At 67.7% G+C, this 18,967-nt stretch carries 19 protein-coding genes; 15 read left to right on the top strand and 4 right to left on the bottom strand.

What is annotated here, in order from left to right; genetic code table 11:
- Nucleotides 1-24: 24 nt before the first annotated feature.
- Both A5681_RS19560 and A5681_RS19555 read left to right on the top strand, forming a co-directional pair.
- Nucleotides 25-1,107: a dihydrodipicolinate reductase gene (locus A5681_RS19560; protein WP_067278792.1), complete on the top strand. Its 1,083-nt coding sequence runs from the start codon at nucleotides 25-27 to the stop codon at nucleotides 1,105-1,107.
- 118 nt (nucleotides 1,108-1,225) lie between these two features.
- Nucleotides 1,226-2,449: a cytochrome P450 gene (locus A5681_RS19555; RefSeq protein ID WP_067278789.1), complete on the top strand. Its 1,224-nt coding sequence runs from the start codon at nucleotides 1,226-1,228 to the stop codon at nucleotides 2,447-2,449.
- A gap of 51 nt (nucleotides 2,450-2,500) precedes the next feature.
- Here the strand turns inward: A5681_RS19555 and A5681_RS19550 are convergent, their stop codons facing one another.
- Nucleotides 2,501-3,169, bottom strand: a complete 669-nt coding sequence (locus A5681_RS19550; RefSeq protein ID WP_067278787.1) for a hypothetical protein — start codon at nucleotides 3,167-3,169, stop codon at nucleotides 2,501-2,503.
- A gap of 79 nt (nucleotides 3,170-3,248) precedes the next feature.
- On the opposite strand from A5681_RS19550, the gene A5681_RS19545 reads away from it, so the two are divergent.
- The 3 genes from A5681_RS19545 to A5681_RS19535 are packed head-to-tail and all read left to right on the top strand — an operon-like array spanning nucleotide 3,249 to nucleotide 7,276.
- Complete coding sequence (locus A5681_RS19545) at nucleotides 3,249-4,754, top strand: carboxylesterase/lipase family protein (RefSeq protein ID WP_067278784.1); 1,506 nt, start codon at nucleotides 3,249-3,251, stop codon at nucleotides 4,752-4,754.
- An 18-nt stretch (nucleotides 4,755-4,772) separates the two neighbouring features.
- The gene (locus tag A5681_RS19540; protein ID WP_067278780.1) at nucleotides 4,773-6,785 is read left to right on the top strand and encodes a phosphotransferase; all 2,013 of its coding nucleotides are present in this window, start codon (nucleotides 4,773-4,775) and stop codon (nucleotides 6,783-6,785) included.
- Nucleotides 6,782-7,276 (top strand): gluconokinase, encoded by a 495-nt coding sequence (locus tag A5681_RS19535; protein WP_067278777.1) that lies wholly within the window; start codon nucleotides 6,782-6,784, stop codon nucleotides 7,274-7,276. Before A5681_RS19540 ends, A5681_RS19535 begins: the two co-directional genes overlap by 4 nt.
- A 6-nt stretch (nucleotides 7,277-7,282) precedes the next feature.
- Here the strand turns inward: A5681_RS19535 and A5681_RS19530 are convergent, their stop codons facing one another.
- A complete protein-coding gene (locus tag A5681_RS19530) occupies nucleotides 7,283-8,245 on the bottom strand; it encodes a DoxX family protein (protein ID WP_067278775.1) in 963 nt (320 codons plus the stop codon).
- Nucleotides 8,246-8,340: 95 nt separating this feature from the next.
- Here A5681_RS19530 and pncA point away from each other — a divergent pair, with 95 nt between their 5' ends.
- Together pncA and A5681_RS19520 are read left to right on the top strand one after the other, a co-directional pair.
- The gene (gene pncA, locus A5681_RS19525; protein ID WP_156738063.1) at nucleotides 8,341-8,901 is read left to right on the top strand and encodes a pyrazinamidase PncA; all 561 of its coding nucleotides are present in this window, start codon (nucleotides 8,341-8,343) and stop codon (nucleotides 8,899-8,901) included.
- Nucleotides 8,901-9,695: a nuclear transport factor 2 family protein gene (locus A5681_RS19520; RefSeq protein ID WP_067278768.1), complete on the top strand. Its 795-nt coding sequence runs from the start codon at nucleotides 8,901-8,903 to the stop codon at nucleotides 9,693-9,695. Before pncA ends, A5681_RS19520 begins: the two co-directional genes overlap by 1 nt.
- Nucleotides 9,696-9,706: 11 nt before the next feature.
- On the opposite strand, the gene A5681_RS19515 is transcribed toward A5681_RS19520, so the two are convergent.
- Nucleotides 9,707-10,057: a DoxX family protein gene (locus tag A5681_RS19515; protein WP_067278766.1), complete on the bottom strand. Its 351-nt coding sequence runs from the start codon at nucleotides 10,055-10,057 to the stop codon at nucleotides 9,707-9,709.
- 165 nt (nucleotides 10,058-10,222) lie between these two features.
- Between A5681_RS19515 and A5681_RS19510 the strand changes: the two genes are divergently transcribed.
- The 6 genes from A5681_RS19510 to A5681_RS19485 are packed head-to-tail and all read left to right on the top strand — an operon-like array spanning nucleotide 10,223 to nucleotide 16,385.
- On the top strand, nucleotides 10,223-11,218 hold the full coding sequence (locus A5681_RS19510) for a sigma-70 family RNA polymerase sigma factor (RefSeq protein ID WP_067278763.1): 996 nt from the start codon (nucleotides 10,223-10,225) through the stop codon (nucleotides 11,216-11,218).
- Complete coding sequence (locus tag A5681_RS19505; protein ID WP_067278760.1) at nucleotides 11,208-12,530, top strand: ABC transporter substrate-binding protein; 1,323 nt, start codon at nucleotides 11,208-11,210, stop codon at nucleotides 12,528-12,530. The genes A5681_RS19510 and A5681_RS19505 overlap by 11 nt, the downstream gene beginning before the upstream one ends.
- Nucleotides 12,527-13,474, top strand: coding sequence for a carbohydrate ABC transporter permease (locus tag A5681_RS19500; protein ID WP_067278757.1), 948 nt, complete (start codon nucleotides 12,527-12,529; stop codon nucleotides 13,472-13,474). Before A5681_RS19505 ends, A5681_RS19500 begins: the two co-directional genes overlap by 4 nt.
- Entirely contained in the window at nucleotides 13,461-14,303 is an 843-nt protein-coding gene (locus A5681_RS19495) for a carbohydrate ABC transporter permease (RefSeq protein ID WP_067278753.1), read from the top strand. The genes A5681_RS19500 and A5681_RS19495 overlap by 14 nt, the downstream gene beginning before the upstream one ends.
- Nucleotides 14,304-14,306: 3 nt before the next feature.
- Nucleotides 14,307-15,377, top strand: a complete 1,071-nt coding sequence (locus A5681_RS19490) for an ABC transporter ATP-binding protein (RefSeq protein WP_067278749.1) — start codon at nucleotides 14,307-14,309, stop codon at nucleotides 15,375-15,377.
- A 12-nt stretch (nucleotides 15,378-15,389) separates the two neighbouring features.
- The gene (locus A5681_RS19485; protein WP_067278746.1) at nucleotides 15,390-16,385 is read left to right on the top strand and encodes a patatin-like phospholipase family protein; all 996 of its coding nucleotides are present in this window, start codon (nucleotides 15,390-15,392) and stop codon (nucleotides 16,383-16,385) included.
- Between the two features lie 3 nt (nucleotides 16,386-16,388).
- On the opposite strand, the gene A5681_RS19480 is transcribed toward A5681_RS19485, so the two are convergent.
- On the bottom strand, nucleotides 16,389-16,676 hold the full coding sequence (locus tag A5681_RS19480; protein ID WP_067278938.1) for a DUF3349 domain-containing protein: 288 nt from the start codon (nucleotides 16,674-16,676) through the stop codon (nucleotides 16,389-16,391).
- A gap of 216 nt (nucleotides 16,677-16,892) precedes the next feature.
- Between A5681_RS19480 and A5681_RS19475 the strand changes: the two genes are divergently transcribed.
- Both A5681_RS19475 and efeO read left to right on the top strand, forming a co-directional pair.
- Nucleotides 16,893-17,726 carry a DUF3097 domain-containing protein gene (locus A5681_RS19475; RefSeq protein ID WP_067278934.1) on the top strand — a complete coding sequence of 278 codons (834 nt, stop codon included), beginning with the start codon at nucleotides 16,893-16,895 and terminating at the stop codon, nucleotides 17,724-17,726.
- A gap of 104 nt (nucleotides 17,727-17,830) precedes the next feature.
- A complete protein-coding gene (gene efeO, locus A5681_RS19470; RefSeq protein ID WP_231996365.1) occupies nucleotides 17,831-18,967 on the top strand; it encodes an iron uptake system protein EfeO in 1,137 nt (378 codons plus the stop codon).

Raw genomic sequence — 18,967 nt, 5'->3', positions numbered from 1 at the left:
CACCGCTGGAAGGATTAAGGCACCGTGCGCAGAGTCATCCAATTCTCCACCGGGAACGTCGGCCGGCACTCGTTGCGGGCCATCATCGGCAGGCCGGATCTCGAGCTGGTCGGTGTGCATGCCGCGAGCGCCGGGAAGGTCGGGCAGGACGCGGCGCGGCTGTGTGGGCTGGACGAACCGACCGGGATCATCGCCACCGACGACATCGACGCCCTCGTGGCGCTCGGCGCCGACTGTGTGGTGTACACCTCTCAGGGCGAGACCCGGCCGATGGAAGCCATCGAACAGATGGCCAAGTTCCTTGCGGCGGGCATCAACGTCGTCGGTACCTCGATGGTCTGGTTGGTGACGCCCCGCCATGCGGACGACTGGTTGCGCGAACCTTTGGAGCGTGCCTGCGCGGCCGGCAACTCGTCGCTCTACGTCAACGGTATCGACCCGGGATTCTCCGGCGACACGCTGGTCCATGCGGCTGTCAGCCTCACGACACGGGTCGAGTCGATCACCGTGCAGGAGATCTTCGACTACGGAAATTATGACGATGCCGAATTTACGGGTGCCGCAATGGGATTCGGAACGACCGAAGACGACGATTCGCCGATGATGTTCCTGCCGGGAGTGATCGTGTCGATGTGGGGCGGTCAGGTTCGCAGTCTGGCGGAAAACCTCGACATCAAACTGGACGACGTACGCCAGCGCGTCGAACCGTGGTATACCCCGGAACGAATCGAATGCACGATGATGACTGTGGAACCGGGGCAGATGGCGGCGGTCCGTTTCGCCACCGAGGGAGTGCGCGACGGAAAGCCGGTCATCACGCTCGAGCATGTCACCAGGCTCACCCAGGCCGCCGCGCCGGACTGGGAGTTCCCCCCTGAGGGGCACACCGGAGTCCACCGCGTCGTGGTCGCGGGCGAGCCCCGAGTGGAGATCAACACCCACGTTTCCCACCCTGTGCTGGATTCCACCGACGCGGGCTGCATCTCGACCGCCGCGCGTGTCGTCAACGCGATCGACTGGGTATGCCGAGCGCCCCAAGGGCTGATCGCCGTGGAGGACATCCCGCTGTCCTCGGCGATGCGCGGCCTGATGTGGACCGAGCGGTAGCCGGATGACCGAGCATCCGGGAGGCGTTGCCGGTAAACGCTTTCCGATCACCGGCGCCGCCCGCGGCTTTACGCTCTACAACTGACAGACAGCTGACACTTAATCAGAAACATGGTCCATGTCAATATCTTTCGAGTCTTCCGAATCCCGTTCCGACGCAGAGCTCCCAGTGCTGCCCGTTCCCCGGCCGACGCATTGCCCGCTCGCCGCCCCGCTCGAATTCGCGGAGTGGCGCGACCAGCCCGGACTGCGGCGGGCGATTTTCCAGGGCAACCCCGTATGGGTGGTGAGCCGCTACCAGGACATCAGGACGGCGCTGGTCGATCCGCGGTTGTCCGCGAAGACCATCCCGGACTCGATCCTGCCGAAGGACGCCGACAACAACGTCGCGGTGATGTTCGCGCGCATCGACGATCCCGAGCATCACCGGTTGCGGCGGATGATGACCAGCAACTTCACCTTTCGACGTTGCGAATCGATGCGGCCGCACATTCAGGAAATGGTCGACCACTATCTCGGTCGGATGGTCGACCACGGCCCGCCCGCCGATCTGGTGCGCGAATTCGCCTTGCCGGTGCCGTCCATGGTGATCGCGCTGCTGCTGGGGGTTCCGCCCGAAGATCTCGACCTTTTCCAGCACAACACCACGAAGGGGCTTGATCAGAAGTCCACCGATGAGGAAAAGGGCCAGGCATTCGGGGCCATGTACGCCTACATCGAGGAGTTGGTGGAACGCAAAGCGCGCGAACCCGGCGACGACCTGATCAGCCGCCTGCTCACCGACTACGTCGCGACGGGCCAACTCGACCACACGACCACGGCCATGAACAGCGTGATCATGATGCAGGCCGGCCATGAAACCACCGCCAACATGATCTCGTTGGGAACGGTTGCGCTGCTGGAACATCCCGCAGTGTTCGAGCGACTCGGGCGCACGGAGGACCCGGCGGTCATCGCGAACACCGTCGAAGAGCTCATGCGTTACCTCAGCATCGTGCACAGCCAGGTCGATCGCGTGGCGACCGAAGACCTGGTGATCGGCGGTCAACTGATCCGCGCGGGGGAGCACGTCATGATGAGCCTGCTCGCCGGGAACTGGGACGCCGACTTCGTCGACCATCCCGAAACCTTGGATGTAGACCGAAACACCCGCGGACACTTGGGTTTCGGGTACGGGGTGCATCAGTGCATCGGAGCGAACCTGGCCCGCGTCGAGATGCAGGTCGCGTTCGCCACGCTGACCCGTCGCTTGCCCGGGCTCAAACTGGCGGTGCCGCCGGAGCAACTGAGGTTCAAAGACGCCAACATCTACGGCATGAAAGAACTTCCGGTGAGCTGGTGACGAACGAGCTGCGATTCGACGGGCTGTTCGCCGCCATCGCCTCCCAGGGGATTAGCAACTGAACGCCGTGCCGATGCCGTCCGGCGGCGGCGCCGGCTTCAGGCAGCCGAACGGTTCGATGCCCGCGGAACTCAGCCGCGCGGCGGACTGGTGGGCGTAGTTGACGCAGTACAGCCCGCTCGGATCGGCCCGGCAGCGATCGTCGCCGAACGACAGCGAATCACCGTTCGCCAGCTCCGCACCGTTGCCGTTGATGAACGGACCCGGATCGGCCCGCGACGCACCCACCTGCAGGTTTACCCCGTCGAAGGTCACCCAGCCGCCCTGCCAATCGCCGTAGGACGTCGCGGGCGCGTGCGGCGGATTCGTCAGGCTCACCAGACACAGCAGGGCGGACCCCGTGTGGGTGGAATCGGTGAGACAGGATGCTTTGCCGGCGACGGCCGTGAACGCGATGTCATTGCCGAGCGGCGTGGTCGCACCGTCGCGAATCGAGTTGTGATAGCGACCGGGGTCCGCGGGATGGCCGGCTTCTATCCACGCGATTACGTCGGAGATCGAAGCCCCAGCCGCCGGCGCCGCCGAGGGGGCCGGCGGTTTGCTCCCGGACGGGGAGGAGGCGGCGCTTCCCGACGTCTGAGTTTGCTGGGACTGGCCGCCGACCGTGTGAGAGCAGCCGACGATCAGTAACGACGCTGCCAGCAGCGCGACGATCCGCATCCAGTCAGGCTAAACCGCCGTGCCCGCAAATAAGGCGCTGCGCGCGCGTTACGCCCGCCATGTCGGCTAACGTCGGGTTATGCATCAGCGCACCGTCCGCGCACGCACGACCATCGGCACCGTGGAAGGCTTCACCCGCGACGGCGTTCACCGCTGGCGATCCATCCCGTACGCCCGGCCGCCGGTCGGATCGCTGCGACTGCGTGCGCCCCGCCCGGCGCAACCGTGGTCGGGTGTGCGGCACTGCCACGGCTTCGCCAACTGCGCGCCCCAGCAGCGCCGCTACACCATGCTCGGTGTCGGCCGTTACCAGCCGATGGGGGAGGACTGCCTCACCCTCAACGTCGTCACCCCCGAGGGCCCGGCCGAAGAGCCGCTGCCCGTGATGGTCTTCATTCACGGTGGCGGCTACATCCTGGGCAGCTCGGCCACGCCGCTTTACGACGGCGCCGCATTGGCGCGCCGCGGTTGCGTGTACGTATCGGTGAACTATCGGCTGGGCGCGTTGGGATGCCTGGACCTGTCGTCCCTTTCGACCCCGAACATCACCATCGACAGCAACTTGTTCCTGCGCGACCTGGTGATGGCCTTGCGCTGGGTGAAGGACAACATCTCGGCGTTCGGTGGCGACCCGGACAACGTCACCATCTTCGGGGAGAGCGCCGGAGCGCACATCACCGCGACTTTGCTGGCGGTACCGGCCGCGGAAGGGCTGTTCGCCCGGGCCATTTCGGAAAGCCCGGCGTCGGGCATGGTTCGGTCGCCCGAGACCGCGGCGGAATTCGCGATCCGCTTCGCCGAGCTGTTGGGTGCGCGCCCGCAAAACGCCGCCGAGGTGCTGATGCAGGCGTCCCCGGCGCAACTGGTGAACGCCCAGCACCGGCTGATCGACCAGGGCATGGAGGACAGGCTGGGCGCCTTTCCGATCGGCCCAGTGGCCGGCGACGACGTTGTGCCCACCGATCCGGTGGAGGCGATGCGCGATGGCAGGGCGCACCGGGTGCCGCTCATCGTCGGCACCAACGCGGAGGAGGGCCGCCTGTTCACCCGCTTCCTGAGAATGTTGCCGACCAATCAAGCCATGATCGAGGAGCTGCTGGCCGACACGGAACCGGCTGCGCGCGAACGCATTACCGCCGCATATCCGGATTACCCCGCACCTGCGGCGTGCATCCAGCTCGGCGGCGACTTCGCCTTCGGGTCGGCCGCCTGGCAGATTGCCGAGGCGCACAGTGCCCACGCGCCCACCTACCTCTACCGGTACGACTACGCCCCCCGCACGCTGCGCTGGTCGGGGTTGGGCGCCACCCATGCCACCGAGCTGCTGGCCGTCTTCGACGTCTATCGCACCCGATTTGGTGCCCTGTTGACCGCCGCCGCCGACCGGCGCGCCGCCCTTCGGGTCAGTAACCAGGTGCAACGGCGCTGGCGGTCGTTCAGCCACACGGGCGCCCCGGGCGACGACTGGCCCACCTACAGCACCGCCGACCGCGCCGTCATGGTGTTCGACCGCAAGAGCCGCGTCGAGTTCGATCCACATCCGCACCGCCGGATTGCCTGGGACGGCTTCTCTCTGGCGCGCTGACCTGGCACGCTGACCCTCATGCAGGCCGACACCGCGCAAGTCATCGACCGACCCGGGGACCTCACCGCCGCATGGCTGGAATCGGCGATCGACGCCGGGCCCATCGCCGACTTCGCGGTGGAACGCATCGGCACCGGACAAATGAGCGAGTGCTACCGGGTCCGGCTCAGCTATCCCGACGACGCCACGACACCCGGCAGGCCCGAGTCGGTGGTCCTCAAGGTCGCGGCGACCGACCCGGTGAGTCGGCAAACGGGGCTGGCGCTGGGCCTCTACGAGCGGGAGGTGCGTTTCTACGCCGACATCGCGCCGCGCCTGGGCGGCCCGATAGCGCCGTGCTACCACGCCGCCGTCGACACCGCGACGGGTGCCTTCGATCTCTTGCTCGGCGATGCGGGGCCCGCGGTCGTCGGAGACGAAATCGCCGGCGCCACAGCCGAACAGGCCTACCTCGGCGTCGTCGAGCTGGGGCGCCTGCACGGACCGCTGCTCGGCGACCCGACGCTGGCCGAAGCGCCGTGGCTCAACCGAGAATCGCCGCTGAACCAGGCGATGATCGCCCCGCTCTATGCGGGCTTCATCGACCGCTATGGCGAGCAGATCGCGCCGGAGCATCGCATGGTGTGCGAACGCCTGGTGGCGTCCTTCGACGGATACCTGGCCCAAGAAGGGGCGCCGGACCGCATCCAGGGCCTGATGCACGGCGATTACCGGCTGGACAACCTGCTGTTCGGCACCGCCGGGGCGGACCGTCCGCTGACGGTCGTTGACTGGCAGACGGTTTCGTGGGGCCCCGCTTTGACCGACCTGTCGTACTTCCTCGGCTGCGCACTGCCGACGCAGGATCGGCGGGAGCAGTACGGCGCACTGCTGCAGGCCTACCACCAGGCGCTGGGTCCCGCGGCGCCGCTGTCGCTCGCCGACGTCACCGAAGGAGTGCGCAGGCAAAGCTTTTTCGGCGTGATGATGGCGATCGTCTCCTCGATGCTCGTGGAACGCACCGAGCGCGGCGACCGGATGTTCATGACCATGCTGCAACGGCACTGTGACCACGTGCTGGACACCGACGCGCTGGCGACGCTGCCCCCCGCCCAGACGCCTGAGCCCCTGCGGCCCGCCGAAGATGACGAACTCGCGCACGCACCGACCGCCGAGCCGCTGTGGAGCGAGAGCTGGTATTCGGACTTCGCCGACGTCGCACAGGGATTGGGCGGCTGGTTCCGCCTGGGTCTGATCGCGAACGAGGGGAAGGCCTGGGTGCACGCGCTGCTGTGCGGCCCCGACATGGCAACCGTCGCCGTCGACGCGCAAGTGCCGCTGCCGCCGGACCCGTGGGAATTGCGCACCGACGCCTTGGAACTCGGGCACCGGGCCACCACGCCGCTGCAGGCATACCGCGTCGACCTGCGTGCGCGCGCCCAGGCCTATTCCGATCCGGCGGCGCTGTTGCGCGGGGACCCGGGTGCCCCCGTCGAGATGACCATGAGCTTGGTATGGGCCACCGACGGCACCCCGTACAAATACCGCTTGACGACGCGTTACGAGATCCCCTGCAGCGTCTCGGGCACGGTCACCATCGGCGACGCCGGCTACCAGCTCGAGTCCGTCCCCGGCCAGCGCGACCATTCCTGGGGCGTGCGCGACTGGTGGAGCATGGACTGGCTGTGGAGCGCCCTGCACCTTGACGACGGCACGCATCTGCACGGGGTGAACATCCGGATCCCCGGCGCACCGGCCTTCAGCATCGGGTACGCCCAGGATGCCGAGGGAACGGTCACGGACGTGCAAACCGTCGAGTCGCGAGAGTCCTTTGGTGCGAACGGATTACCGCGCGACGCCACGCTGACCCTCAACCCCGGCGGCATCACCGCGGACGTCGAGGTCCGCGGTCACGCGCCGGTGCGGCTGACCGCCGCCGACGGGCGGGTGAGCCAGTTCCCGCGGGCGTGGGCCACCGTCGAGACGGCAGACGGCCGCCGCGGCGTCGGCTGGGTGGAGTGGAACCGCAACCTCGACGAACGGTCCGAGTGAGCGGACCGGGTCCCGTTGTGGTGATGGGCGTCTCGGGATCGGGCAAGTCGACCGTGGGAGCGGCGCTCGCACAGCGCTTGCGGGTCCCGTTCGTGGACGCCGACACCCTGCACCCGCCGGCCAACATCGCCAAGATGGCGGCCGGCGAACCGCTCGACGACGACGACCGCCGCCCCTGGCTCGACGCGGTCGGCGAGTGGCTGGCCGGGCACCGCGACGGCGGCGTGGTCAGCTGCTCGGCGTTGAAGCGCAAGTATCGCGACCAGTTGCGCGAGCACTGCCCGCAGGTCGTTTTCCTACACCTGGCCGGGTCGCCCGCACTCATCGGCGGCCGGCTCGCCGCGCGGACCGGCCACTTCATGCCGGCCGCTCTGCTGCGCTCGCAATTCGACGCGCTGGAGCCGCTCGGCGCCGACGAGGCCGGCGTGACCGTGGACGTCGGTCAGCCCGTCGACGCGATCATCGACGGCTTCCTGCACGGCGACGGGTGATCGCGGTCAGGACAGCTTGCGGCGCCCGGCCTTGACCTGCTCGCCGACCCGATCGCGCGCGGTGTCGGCCAGGTAGCCGCCTCGCGCTCGCGCCGTCTCGGCAAGGTAGGCGCCGCGCGCGCGGGCCGTGTCGGCGAGGTCCTCGCCGCGATCCAAGGCCGTGCTGGCCAGGTCTTCGCCGCGCTTGCGGGCCTTCTTGGCCAGCTTCTCGCTGCGCTTGCGCGCCTTCTTGGCTAGCGGCGCGGCCCAGTCGGCGGCTTCGTCGGCGAGTTCTTCGCTGCGCTTGCGGGCCTTCTTGGCCAGCGGCTTGCTCCGATCGGCGGCAGTGCTGGCCAATTCGCGGCCCCGTTCGAGCGCGGCCTCGGCGTACGGCGCGCCGCGTTCCGCGGCGGTGCTCGCCAATTCGCGGCCGCGCTCGGCGCCGATCTGCAGGCCATGCACGATCTTCTCGCCCAACTCCGAGAAGTCCGGGTCGAAGCCGTCGTCGGAGCCGGGGAGCGCCGACGACACCCGCTCGGAGAGCCGCTCGGCCGCGCGGCGGCCGCGCCACCCCAGTGACGGCTTGCCGCCGGTGTCGGCCGAGGCGATCAACAACCCGCCCACCAGGCTGAGGTCGGTGAGGAACTGCTGGCGTTTCTGCGCTTTGGCCTGCGGGTCGCTCTCGTTCCAGAACGAGTGCGCCCCGAGGTTGGCGGGCAGCACGGTGATGGCGAGCGCCGCCGACGCGACGCGCGGCAGCTTGCCGGTGGCCAGCAGCAGGCCCCCGCCGATCTGAACGGCGGCGTTGATTTGCGCGAACGTCTCGGGGTCGCTGGGGATGCTGCCGCTCACCGAATTCGGCAGCGCCTGCAAACCATCCACCGCCGGCGCAGCGGCCGCCGCCGCCGACTTGGGGTTGAGTAGGGAATTGACTCCTTGGCCGATGAAGGCAACTGACAGCAATGGGCGCGCGATTCTCCGGATCACCATGGCCGGGGGATTACCCGACTGGTTGGCGAACAAACCGCCCGGCCCATACGCGCAGCTGGGACGCCCTTCCGGCCCACACCGATAGGGTGAACCCCGTGAGGGCGTTGATCATCGTCGACGTGCAAAACGATTTCTGCGAGGGCGGCTCGCTGCCGGTGCCCGGCGGCGACGCCGTGGCAGCCGCCATCAATGACTATCTGACCGGCGAGCCGGGCTACCAGCATGTCGTAGCAACCCAGGATTTCCACGTTCGGCCGGGCGACCACTTCTCCGACCGGCCAAATTACTCATCGACGTGGCCGCCGCACTGCATCGCCGGCAGCCCGGGCGCGGAGTTTCGGCCCGACCTCGACACCAGCCGGATCGAGGCGGTTTTCCGTAAGGGCGCCTACGGCGCGGCGTACAGCGGATTCGAGGGCGTCGACCAGAACGGGACCCCGCTGCTGGACTGGTTGCGGCGGCACGGGGTGGACGAAGTCGACGTGGCCGGCATCGCCACCGACCAGTGCGTGCGGGCGACGGCCGAGGACGCCGCCCGGGCGGGCCTGTCCACCAGGGTGCTGGTGGACCTGACCGCGGCCGTGACCGCGGATTCGGCCGCGCAAGCGCTGACGGCGCTTCGGTCCGCGGGCGTCGAACTGGTCGGGGGGCAGTGATGGGGGTGGCACCGGAGCGGGAACATCTCCTTGCGGCCGTCGAGCGCTCGCCGCGGGCGGCCGCCGCGCACGACCGCGCCGGCTGGGTGGGGCTGTTCACCGACGACGGCCGCGTCGAGGACCCGGTCGGCTCGCGGCCGCACGTCGGGCGTGAACAGATCGGCCGTTTCTATGACACCTTCATCGGTCCGCGCGATATCACGTTCCACCGCGATCTCGACATCGTTTTCGGCACCGCGGTTCTGCGCGACCTTGAGCTCGAGGTCACCATGGGCGCCGGCGTCACGATGTACATCCCCGCGTTCTTGCGCTACGACCTGCGAGAGGCCAACGGCGACTGGCGCATTGGCGAACTGCGGGCGTACTGGGAACTGCCCGCCATGGTGCGGCAATTCCTCCGGTCCGGACCGCGCGCGGTGTCGCCCGGGTTGCAATTGTCGCGGGGCTTGGTGAGCAATCAGCGACTGCGCGGCACGGTGGGGTTCATGACGGGATTCCGGCGGGTCGGTGCGCGGCACCAGAAGTTGACGCGGACGTTTCTCGGCGCCGCCGCGCGCGGCGATCGGGCCTCCGCCGCACGCGCGTTATCCCCGGGCGCCGCAATAACTCTCGGTGACCACGAGCCACTGGGCCTCGCTGAGCTCGTCGAGCAACTCGACGGCGCCAGCCCGACCAAGATGAACAGCGCGGGACCCACCGTGGCGCTGTCGGTCAACACCGGCCACGGGCGCGGGATCATGTTCGCCGAGACGCGGGGGGACGCCATCAACCGGATCCGCTACTTCCCGGCCTGAGCGCGATCCGGTCAACGCAGGACCATGAACACCAGCGACGCCGCCGACAGGCACAGGTATGCCCCGGGAAACGCGATGTTGTACAGCACGTGGGCCCGCAGGTGTGTCGCCACCGCGCCGACGAAGAACAGCACCAGACCGGCAGCCGCCGCGATTCCCAAGGGGCGCAGGCCCGCGACCCCCACGACCAGCCCGGCCGCCCCGGCCAACTTGACCGTCCCCAGCGCCGGCAGCCACGATCGCGGCACCCCGACCTCGGCGGAGTTCGCCAGGACGAACCCGGCGGGGACGAGGTCGGCTACGGCGATCCCGGCGGTGATGGCGGCGGTGAACAGGGTGATCACGAAGTACGCGATGGTCATGAGTGGCAAACCCTTGCCGGACAGCCGATTCTGCGGCGGCGAGCCGAATGGTCGCCGGACGCGCCGCGGCGCACAATCGATAAGGTCATGCTGGTCTCCTTCGCAACAGAGGGCTCGATGGACGCGGTCAATTTCTTGACGGTTCCTCTGCGGAAAAGGTGACCTATGAGCTCGCACGAAAATTTGGCCGATCTTGCGCAGCGCTTCGACGCGGATCGGCGACACCTGAGGTCGGTCGCGTTTCAGCTGCTGGGTTCGGCGGCCGACGCCGAGGACGCGGTCCAGTCGGCGTGGCTGAAGGCCAGCCGCGCGGATTACGGCGCGGTCGACAACCTCACCGGTTGGTTCACGACGATCACCGCCCGCGAGGCCTACGACCAGCTCCGCGCCCGCAAAAGGCGCGCCGAACAACCGCTCGGCACGCCCGAGGAACTGGACCGGCTCACAGCGACGGCGTCGGCGCCGGCGGACGAGGAGACCCTCGTGACCGACTCGGTGAGCAACGCGCTGCTCGTGGTGCTCGACCGGCTCTCGCCGGCGCAGCGCGCCGCGTTCGTGTTGCACGACGTGTTCGCGTTGCCGTTCGAGAGGGTCGCCGACCTGCTGGACCGCTCGCCGGCGGCGGCGAAGAAGTTGGCGAGCCGGGCGCGCGGCCGGCTGCAGGGCGACCCGGGCGGGGAACCGCAGCGCGCGGCAAAGCACGTGGAGATCGTCGAAGCGTTTCTCGCCGCGTCCCGCGGCGGTGACATCGCGGGTCTGCTTGAGCTGCTCGCCCCGGACGTGGTGCGCAGGGTCGATCGCGCGCTGGTGCCTCCCGACGTGCCGATCGAGTTGCGCGGCGCCGGGCAGGTCGCCGAGGAGACCCGCCGATTCGCCGACCGGGCCCGCGCGGGCGTGGTCATGCTCGTTGACGGCGAACCGGGCATCGTGATAGCGCCACGCGGGCATGCCGTGGTGCTGCTGCTGATCAGCATCGGAACCGACGACCGCATTCACGCGATCGACATCACCGGTGACCCCGATCGGATTCGGGCGGCGGCGCTGGCGCTCCCGAGTGGGCCAATCCAGCAACACCACAGCCGCATCGGGTACCAAGGACATCAGACGCCGCCGGCCGGGCGGCCGGCAACGGGGCGAGAACGGAAGGACCATGCTCGATAAGCCGTTCGCGCGGCGCCGGCTGCTGCGTGCCGCCGGCGCGCTCACGGCGGCATCGATCGCGCCATGGGCGGCTGGCTGCGCTCCGGAAGAAGATGCGTTGACGTTCTTCTTCGCGGCCAACCCCGACGAACGCGACGCCAGGATCCGCATCGTCGACGAGTTCACGCGGCGCCATCCCGACATCAAGGTGCGCCCGGTGCTTTCGGCCCCGGGCGTGATGCAGCAGCTGTCGACGTTCTGCGCCGGCGGCAAGTGCCCTGATGTCTTGATGGCGTGGGATCTGAGCTACGCCGAGTTGGCCGCCCGCGGCGTGCTGCTGGACCTCAACACGATGCTGTCCCGCGACCAGGCCTTCGCGGCCGAGTTGAGGTCCGATGGCATTGCGGCGCTGTACGACACATTCACGTTCAACGGGGGCCAGTACGCGCTTCCGGAGCAATGGTCCGGCAATTACCTGTTTTACAACAAGCGGCTGTTCGCCGAGGCGGGAGTGCCCGCGCCGCCCAGTTCGTGGCAACGGCCGTGGAGTTTCACCGACTTTCTGAACACCGCCACCGCGCTCACCAAGCGAACGGGAACCGGGCGAGCCACCCAGTGGGGGTTCGTGAACATGTTCGTTTCGTTCTACTCGGCCGGGTTGTTCGCCATGAACAACGGCGTGCCGTGGTCCACCCCGCTGAAGAACCCGACCCACTTCAATTTCGGTGACGATGCCTTCGCGGAGGCGGTGCAGTTCTACGCCGACCTGGCCAACAAGCACAAGGTCGCGCCCAACGCTTCCGAGGTGCAGTCGATGTCCACGCCGGACTTGTTCGCGACCGGCAGGGCGGCCATGGCGATGGGCGGTCACTGGCGATACCAAACCTTCATCCGGGCCGAGGGCCTGGACTTCGATGTCACCTCGTTGCCGGTGGGGCCGCGACGGCAGGGTCAGCCCGCGCACTCCAACATCGGCTCCACCGGACTGGCCATCTCCGCGAGCAGTCAACGTAAGGAACAGGCATGGGAATTCGTGAAATTCGCGACCGGGCCCGTCGGGCAGGCGTTGATCGGTGAATCCAGCCTCTTCGTTCCGGTCCTCCGATCCGCGCTCGACTCGCCCGGATTCGCCGCCGCGCACCGTAACGTCGGCAACCTCAACGTGCTGACCCAAGGCCCGGCCTATTCCGAAGGGTTGCCGGTCACCCCGGCGTGGGAGAAAATCGTCGCCTTGATGGACCGTAGCTTCGGGCCCGTGCTGCGCGGATCACGTCCCGCGACATCACTGGCCGGCCTCTCACCCGCCATCGACGAGGTGTTGCGCACCCCATGACATCGGTCGACATCAGCCCCGCCGCGCGCAAACCCGCCAAGGGCGCGGGACCTTGGCGACGGCGCGCCTGGGCCGGGCGCCTCTTCGTGGCGCCGAACCTGGCGGCCGTCGCGGTGTTCATGCTTTTCCCGCTGGGGTTCTCCCTCTACATGAGCTTTCAGCGCTGGGACGTCTTCAGACCGCCGAAGTTCGTGGGCTTGAAGAACTTCCAGGAGCTGTTCACGTCGGATCCGCTCTTCCTCATCGCCATCCGCAACACCGTCATCTTCACCCTCGGAACTGTCGTGCCGACGATCGGCGTCAGCCTCGTGGTGGCCGGCGTGCTCAACCGCAAGGTCAGGGGCATCGGCATTTTCCGCACCATCGTCTTTCTGCCGCTGGCCATCTCGTCGGTGGTAATGGCGGTCGTGTGGCAGTTCGTCTTCAATACGGATAACGGGTTGCTCAACATCATGCTGGGGTGGGTTGGGATCGGTCCGGTGCCGTGGCTGGTCGAACCACGATGGGCCATGGCCTCACTGTGCATCGTCAGCGTGTGGCGCAGCGTGCCATTCGCCACCGTCATCCTGCTCGCGGCGATGCAGGGGGTTCCGGAGACCGTCTACGAGGCGGCCCGAATCGACGGGGCGGGCGAGATACGGCAGTTCATATCCATCACTGTGCCGCTGATTCGTGGTTCGATCTCGTTTGTCGGCGTGATCTCGATCATCCACGCGTTCCAGGCTTTTGACATGGTGTACGTCCTCAACGGCGCGAATGGCGGGCCCGAGACCGCCACATATGTCCTGGGCATCATGCTGTTCCAGCACGCGTTCTCCTTCCTGGAATTCGGGTACGCGTCCGCGCTGGCTTGGGTGATGTTCGCCATCTTGCTGGTACTGACCGTGGTACAGCTGCGGATCACTCGGCAACGGTCCTGGGAGACTTCTCGTGGCCTCAGCTGAGCGCTTGTTCACGCGCAACGTCGTCCGCGGAGTGCTGGTCTACACCGCGCTGATCGCCATCGCCTGGTGCTGGTTGTTCCCGATCGCATGGGCGGTGTCCGGCTCGTTGAAGAGGGAAGGTGAGATCACCGAGCCGAAGTTGTTGCCTGCGCACCCGAGGTGGTCGAACTACACCGAGGTGTTCTCGCTGATGCCCTTCGCGCGGATGTTCTTCAACACCGTGCTGTACGCCGGGTGTGTGACCGCCGGGCAGGTCTTCTTCTGCTCGTTGGCCGGGTACGCGTTCGCACGATTGGAGTTTCGCGGACGTGACACGCTGTTCGTGCTGTATCTCGGCACGCTGATGGTGCCGCTGACCGTGACGGTGATTCCGCAGTTCATTCTGATGCGGACCGTGGGGTGGGTCGACACACCGTGGTCGATGATCGTGCCGGGCCTGTTCGGCAGCGCTTTCGGCACCTACCTGATGCGTCAGTTCTTTCGGACGCTCCCGACCGACCTGGAGGAGGCGGCGATACTCGACGGTTGTTCGCCGTGGCAGATCTACTGGCGAATCCTGTTGCCCCACGCCCGCCCCGCGGTGATGGTGCTTGCGGTGCTCACCTGGGTCAACGTCTGGAACGACTTCCTGTGGCCGCTGCTGATGCTGCAACGCAACAGCCTGGCCACCCTCACACTCGGCCTGGTACGGCTGCGCGGCGAGTACGTCGCGCGCTGGCCGATCATCATGGCGACGTCGATGCTGATCATGCTGCCGCTGGTGCTCATCTACGCCATCGCGCAGCGGTCCTTCGTCAGGGGCATCGCCGTCACGGGACTCAACGGATAAGGCATGGCCTCAGTAACTTTCGAGCAAGCGACACGGCGCTACGCCGGAACGGAACGCCCGGCCCTGGACAGTCTCGATCTGGAGGTCGACGACGGCGAATTCGTGGTCCTGGTCGGCCCATCCGGGTGTGGCAAGACCACCTCGCTGCGGATGGTGGCGGGGCTGGAAACCCTGGACTCCGGGCGCATCAGGATCGGCGACCGCGACGTCACCGCCGTCGATCCCAAGGACCGTGACGTGGCGATGGTCTTCCAGAATTATGCGCTCTACCCGCACATGACCGTCGCGCAGAACATGGGCTTCGCCCTGAAGATTGCGAAGACACCGAAGGCCGAAATTCGGGCCCGCGTCCTGGACGCGGCCAAACTGCTTGACCTGCAGCCGTATCTGGACCGCAAACCGAAGGACCTGTCCGGTGGGCAACGCCAGCGGGTGGCGATGGGGCGCGCGATCGTGCGCCGCCCGCAGGTCTTTTTGATGGATGAGCCGCTGTCGAATCTCGATGCCAAGTTGCGCGTACAGACCCGCAACCAGATCGCGGCGCTGCAGCGGCGGCTGGGCACCACCACCGTCTACGTCACCCACGACCAGGTCGAGGCGATGACCATGGGGGACCGCGTCGCGGTGCTGCGCGATGGCGTGCTGCAACAGTTCGCCGCCCCACGCGAGCTGTACCGCAACCCGGTCAATGTCTTCGTCGCGGGCTTCATCGGATCGCCGGCGATGAATCTGTTCACGCTGCCGATCGTCGATTCTGCTGTGGCGCTGGGAGATTGGCATATTCCGATACCGCGGGAGCTCAGCGACACCGCGAGTGAGGTCGTCGTGGGGGTACGTCCCGAGCATTTCGAGCTGGGTGGTCAAGGCGTCGAGATGGAGGTCGACGTGGTCGAGGAACTGGGGGCCGACGCCTACCTGTACGGGCGAATCACCGGCTCGGGCAAGGTCATCGACCAGCCCGTCGTGGCGCGCGCCGACGGGCGCCGGCCTCCGGAAAAGGGCAGCCGCGTGCGCCTGCATCCGGAACCGGGGCACCTGCACTTCTTCGGTGTCGACGGTCGACGGGTCTGCTGAGGGGGCACGGCTATGGCCGAAGCGAGCACATCCCGCGCCGATCTGGTCTGCGAAGGCGGCGGCGTCCGGGGCATCGGGCTGGTCGGCGCGGTCGACGCGCTGGTTCAGGCGGGCTACCGGTTCCCGCGCGTCGCGGGCAGCAGCGCGGGCTCGATCGTCGCGTCGCTGGTGGCGGCGCTGCAGGTCGCGGGCGAACCGCTGAGCCGACTCGCGGAAGTGATGCGGTCGATCGACTACCGGAAGTTTCTGGATCGCAGCATGATCGGGCACGTACCGCTGATCGGCGGCGCGCTGTCGCTGCTGGTGTCCGACGGCGTGTACCGCGGTGCCTACCTGGAGCGGTTGCTCGAGGGATTGCTTGCCGACTTGGGCGTGCGGACCTTCGGCGACTTGCGCACGGGCGAAGAGCCGGAGCAGTTCGCGTGGTCGCTCGTGGTGACGGCCAGTGACCTGTCCCGGCGCCGGCTGGTGCGCATTCCCTGGGATCTCGGTTCCTACGGCATCGACCCCGACCGTTTCTCGGTGGCCCGTGCCGTACATGCCTCGTCGGCGATTCCCTACGTTTTCCAACCCGTCCGGGTGGGCGGCGCCACCTGGGTCGACGGCGGCTTGCTGTCCGATTTCCCGGTGGAGTTGTTCGACCGCCCGGGAGCCGAGCCACGATGGCCGACATTCGGGATCCGGCTCTCCGCGCGTCCGGGGATCCCACCCACCCATCCGGTTCACGGTCCAGTCTCGTTGGGAATCGCGGCGATCGAGACGCTGGTGAGCAATCAGGACAACGCCTACATCGACGATCCGTGCACGGTTCGTCGCACCATCTTCGTTCCCGCCGACGAGGTCAGCCCGATCGACTTCGACATCACCGCCGAGCAACGCGACGCGCTGTACCAACGGGGAGTGCTGGCGGGCCAGGAGTTTCTGCGGACCTGGAGCTACCCGGACTATCTGGCCACGTGCGGCGGCCCGGCGAAAGGCGCACCCGTACAGGGCGAAATCTCGCGGTGAGGGCTATCCGCGCGCGCAGCGGATCTCGTTGAGGCGGTGTTCGACCCGCTCCACGTCAGCAGGCAACGGCAACTGGTTGGTGACGCGGGTAATTTCCACACCGATATCAACGGGGTTGATCGGCCAGAACTGGCGGCTCATGAGTTTGCTTGCGATGGCGCGGATCTCGTCATCGCACAGTCGTCGGCGAGCCAGGGCCGCCAAGGGGGAATGTCCGGTCGTCGGCATGCCGGCGGGGTATCCGGCCCGCACAAAAGCCACGATGCTCGACACCCAAAGGGCCAGGTCCATCATCCCACCTCGCTCACCGCCGCTTGAGAATGAGCGGCAGTTCCTACGACTAGCAACGTACCATCGGTAACGTCATCAGCTGAGTAACGCCACACAGTTAAAACGCACTTTTTACCGGCCGTCGGAACCCCTGCGATGGGAGCGATCTTCGCCACGATGCGTTCCGGCGGGCGTGCCGTAGCGGCGTTTGACCGCAAGGCTTTCTACTATGGCCGCGTGGCTGATCGCTATGGAACCGATGTCCTTGCCGCGGGCCGGCGCAAGCCGCGCTCGACCGAGCACCCGGCCGAGCTCGGCCTGGTGGTCGAGGACGTACAGACGGGATACGTCGGTGCGGTGGTGCGAGTCGAGTACGGGCGGGTCGACCTGGAGGACCGCCGCGGGCACGTGCGTGGCTTCCCTTTGGGCCCTGGCTATTTGCTCGAGGGCCGGCCGGTGATCCTCACCGCGCCACGCCGTGTGGCGCCCGCGAGTCCCACGCGAACGGCGTCGGGCTCGGTGGCCGTGCCGGGCGCGCGCGCCCGGGTCGCCCGCGCCAGCCGGATCTACGTCGAGGGCCGCCACGACGCCGAACTCGTCGCGCAGGTGTGGGGCGAGGACCTGCGGATCGAGGGGGTCGTCGTCGAGCACCTCGGCGGCGTGGACGATTTGGTGGATATCGTGGCGGAATTCGCGCCCGGTCCGGGCTCCCGGCTTGGTGTGCTCGTCGATCACCTCGTCGCGGGTTCGAAGGAGGCGCGGATCGCCGACGCCGTGCGACGGAGCCCGGGTGGCAGGCACACCCTGGTGGTCGGGCATCCCTATGTCGACATCTGGCAGGCCGTCAAGCCCGAGCGGCTGGGCCTGGCGGCCTGGCCGGACGTGCCGCGCCACATCGAGTGGAAGCGCGGCGCATGTCAGGCGCTCGGCCTGCCGCACGGGAACCAGGCGGACATCGCCAGGGCCTGGCGCCATATCCGTTCCCGAGTGCGCGATTGGAATGACCTCGAGCCTGCGCTGATCGGCCGGGTCGAGGAGCTGATCGACTTCGTGACGCAGCCGGCCCCGTGACGTATCGGCGTCCGGCCGGCAGGCCACGCCGTCGTGGATTACCGCCGGCGGCAGCGGCCTTGGTCGTCGCCGCGGCGACCGCCTGCGGTCCGTCCGGTAGCGACGTGAGCCGCGCGGAAGCGGCAAAATCCGGCCGCCCGAACACGGTGCGGGTGACCCTGGCCAACCAAGGCGGCAAAGACGCCTGCGCGCTGGACAATACGAACGTCGCCGCCGGCCCGGTGACGTTCACGGTCGCCAACACGAACGCACCCGGCATCAGCGAAGTCGAGTTACTCAGGGGCGAGCGGATCGTCGGCGAGAAGGAGGACCTCGCTCCCGGGCTCGACCCCGTTTCGTTCACCGTGACTCTCGGCGGCGGCTCGTATCAGCTGTATTGCCCCGGCGCGAGTAACGAATACCAGCCGTTGACGGTCACCGGCCAGGCGGCGGTCGGGCCAACCGGCGGCGTCGCGGACACCCTCAACGGGGGCACCAAGGACTACGCCGCATACGTGGTCCAGCAGATCGGTCAACTCGGCGACGGGGTCAAGGCACTCGACGCGGCCGTGCGGGCCGGTGACGTCGACGCCGCGAAGGCCGCTTACGCCAAAGCGCGCGTCTTTTGGGAACGTTCGGAGTCCGCCGTCGAGGGCTTCATCCTGGTGGGATTCGCGGTCGGCGACAATGCGGGCCGCCTCGACTATCTGATCGACATGCGGGAGTCGACTCCCGTCGACGCGAAGGTCGGCTGGAAGGGTTTCCACGCGATCGAACGCGACCTGTGGCAGGGCGGAGCGATCACGCCCGGCACGAAGGATCTCAGCTCCGAACTTGTCGGCAACGTGGGCAAGTTGACCGCCATCGTCGCCCTGCTGCAGTACAAGCCGGAGGACTTGGCCAACGGCGCCAGCGACCTCGTCGAGGAGATCCAGAACACCAAGATCACCGGAGAGGAGGAGGCCTTCAGCCACATCGACCTCGTCGACTTCTCCGCCAACGTCGAAGGCGCCCGGCAGGCCTACGCCTCGCTGCGGCCGGGCCTGGAGAAGATCGACGGCAATCTCGTCGTCCAGATCGACCGCCAATTCCACACGGTGCTGGCCGCTTTGGACGAATATCGGGATCCGTCCGCATTGGGCGGCTTCCGAACCTACACCCCGGCGCTGCAAGCCGCCGACGCCGCCAAGCTGACCGCGGTCGTCCAGCCGTTGCATCAGAGCCTGTCGACGATCGCGCCCAAAGTGGTGTCGGCGAGCTAG

Source organism: Mycobacterium scrofulaceum (assembly GCF_001667885.1).
GTDB lineage: Bacteria > Actinomycetota > Actinomycetes > Mycobacteriales > Mycobacteriaceae > Mycobacterium > Mycobacterium scrofulaceum_C.
This window is presented reverse-complemented; position numbering and strand designations above follow the sequence as displayed.

Coding starts and splice junctions, on each gene's coding strand:
- A5681_RS19555 (WP_067278789.1), top strand. CDS start 1,226: ATGTCAATATCTTTCGAGTCTTCCGAATCCCGTTCCGACGCAGAGCTC.
- A5681_RS19550 (WP_067278787.1), bottom strand. CDS start 3,169: ATGCGGATCGTCGCGCTGCTGGCAGCGTCGTTACTGATCGTCGGCTGC.
- A5681_RS19545 (WP_067278784.1), top strand. CDS start 3,249: ATGCATCAGCGCACCGTCCGCGCACGCACGACCATCGGCACCGTGGAA.
- A5681_RS19540 (WP_067278780.1), top strand. CDS start 4,773: ATGCAGGCCGACACCGCGCAAGTCATCGACCGACCCGGGGACCTCACC.
- A5681_RS19530 (WP_067278775.1), bottom strand. CDS start 8,245: ATGGTGATCCGGAGAATCGCGCGCCCATTGCTGTCAGTTGCCTTCATC.
- A5681_RS19520 (WP_067278768.1), top strand. CDS start 8,901: ATGGGGGTGGCACCGGAGCGGGAACATCTCCTTGCGGCCGTCGAGCGC.
- A5681_RS19515 (WP_067278766.1), bottom strand. CDS start 10,057: ATGACCATCGCGTACTTCGTGATCACCCTGTTCACCGCCGCCATCACC.
- A5681_RS19510 (WP_067278763.1), top strand. CDS start 10,223: ATGAGCTCGCACGAAAATTTGGCCGATCTTGCGCAGCGCTTCGACGCG.
- A5681_RS19505 (WP_067278760.1), top strand. CDS start 11,208: ATGCTCGATAAGCCGTTCGCGCGGCGCCGGCTGCTGCGTGCCGCCGGC.
- A5681_RS19500 (WP_067278757.1), top strand. CDS start 12,527: ATGACATCGGTCGACATCAGCCCCGCCGCGCGCAAACCCGCCAAGGGC.
- A5681_RS19490 (WP_067278749.1), top strand. CDS start 14,307: ATGGCCTCAGTAACTTTCGAGCAAGCGACACGGCGCTACGCCGGAACG.
- A5681_RS19485 (WP_067278746.1), top strand. CDS start 15,390: ATGGCCGAAGCGAGCACATCCCGCGCCGATCTGGTCTGCGAAGGCGGC.
- A5681_RS19480 (WP_067278938.1), bottom strand. CDS start 16,676: ATGGACCTGGCCCTTTGGGTGTCGAGCATCGTGGCTTTTGTGCGGGCC.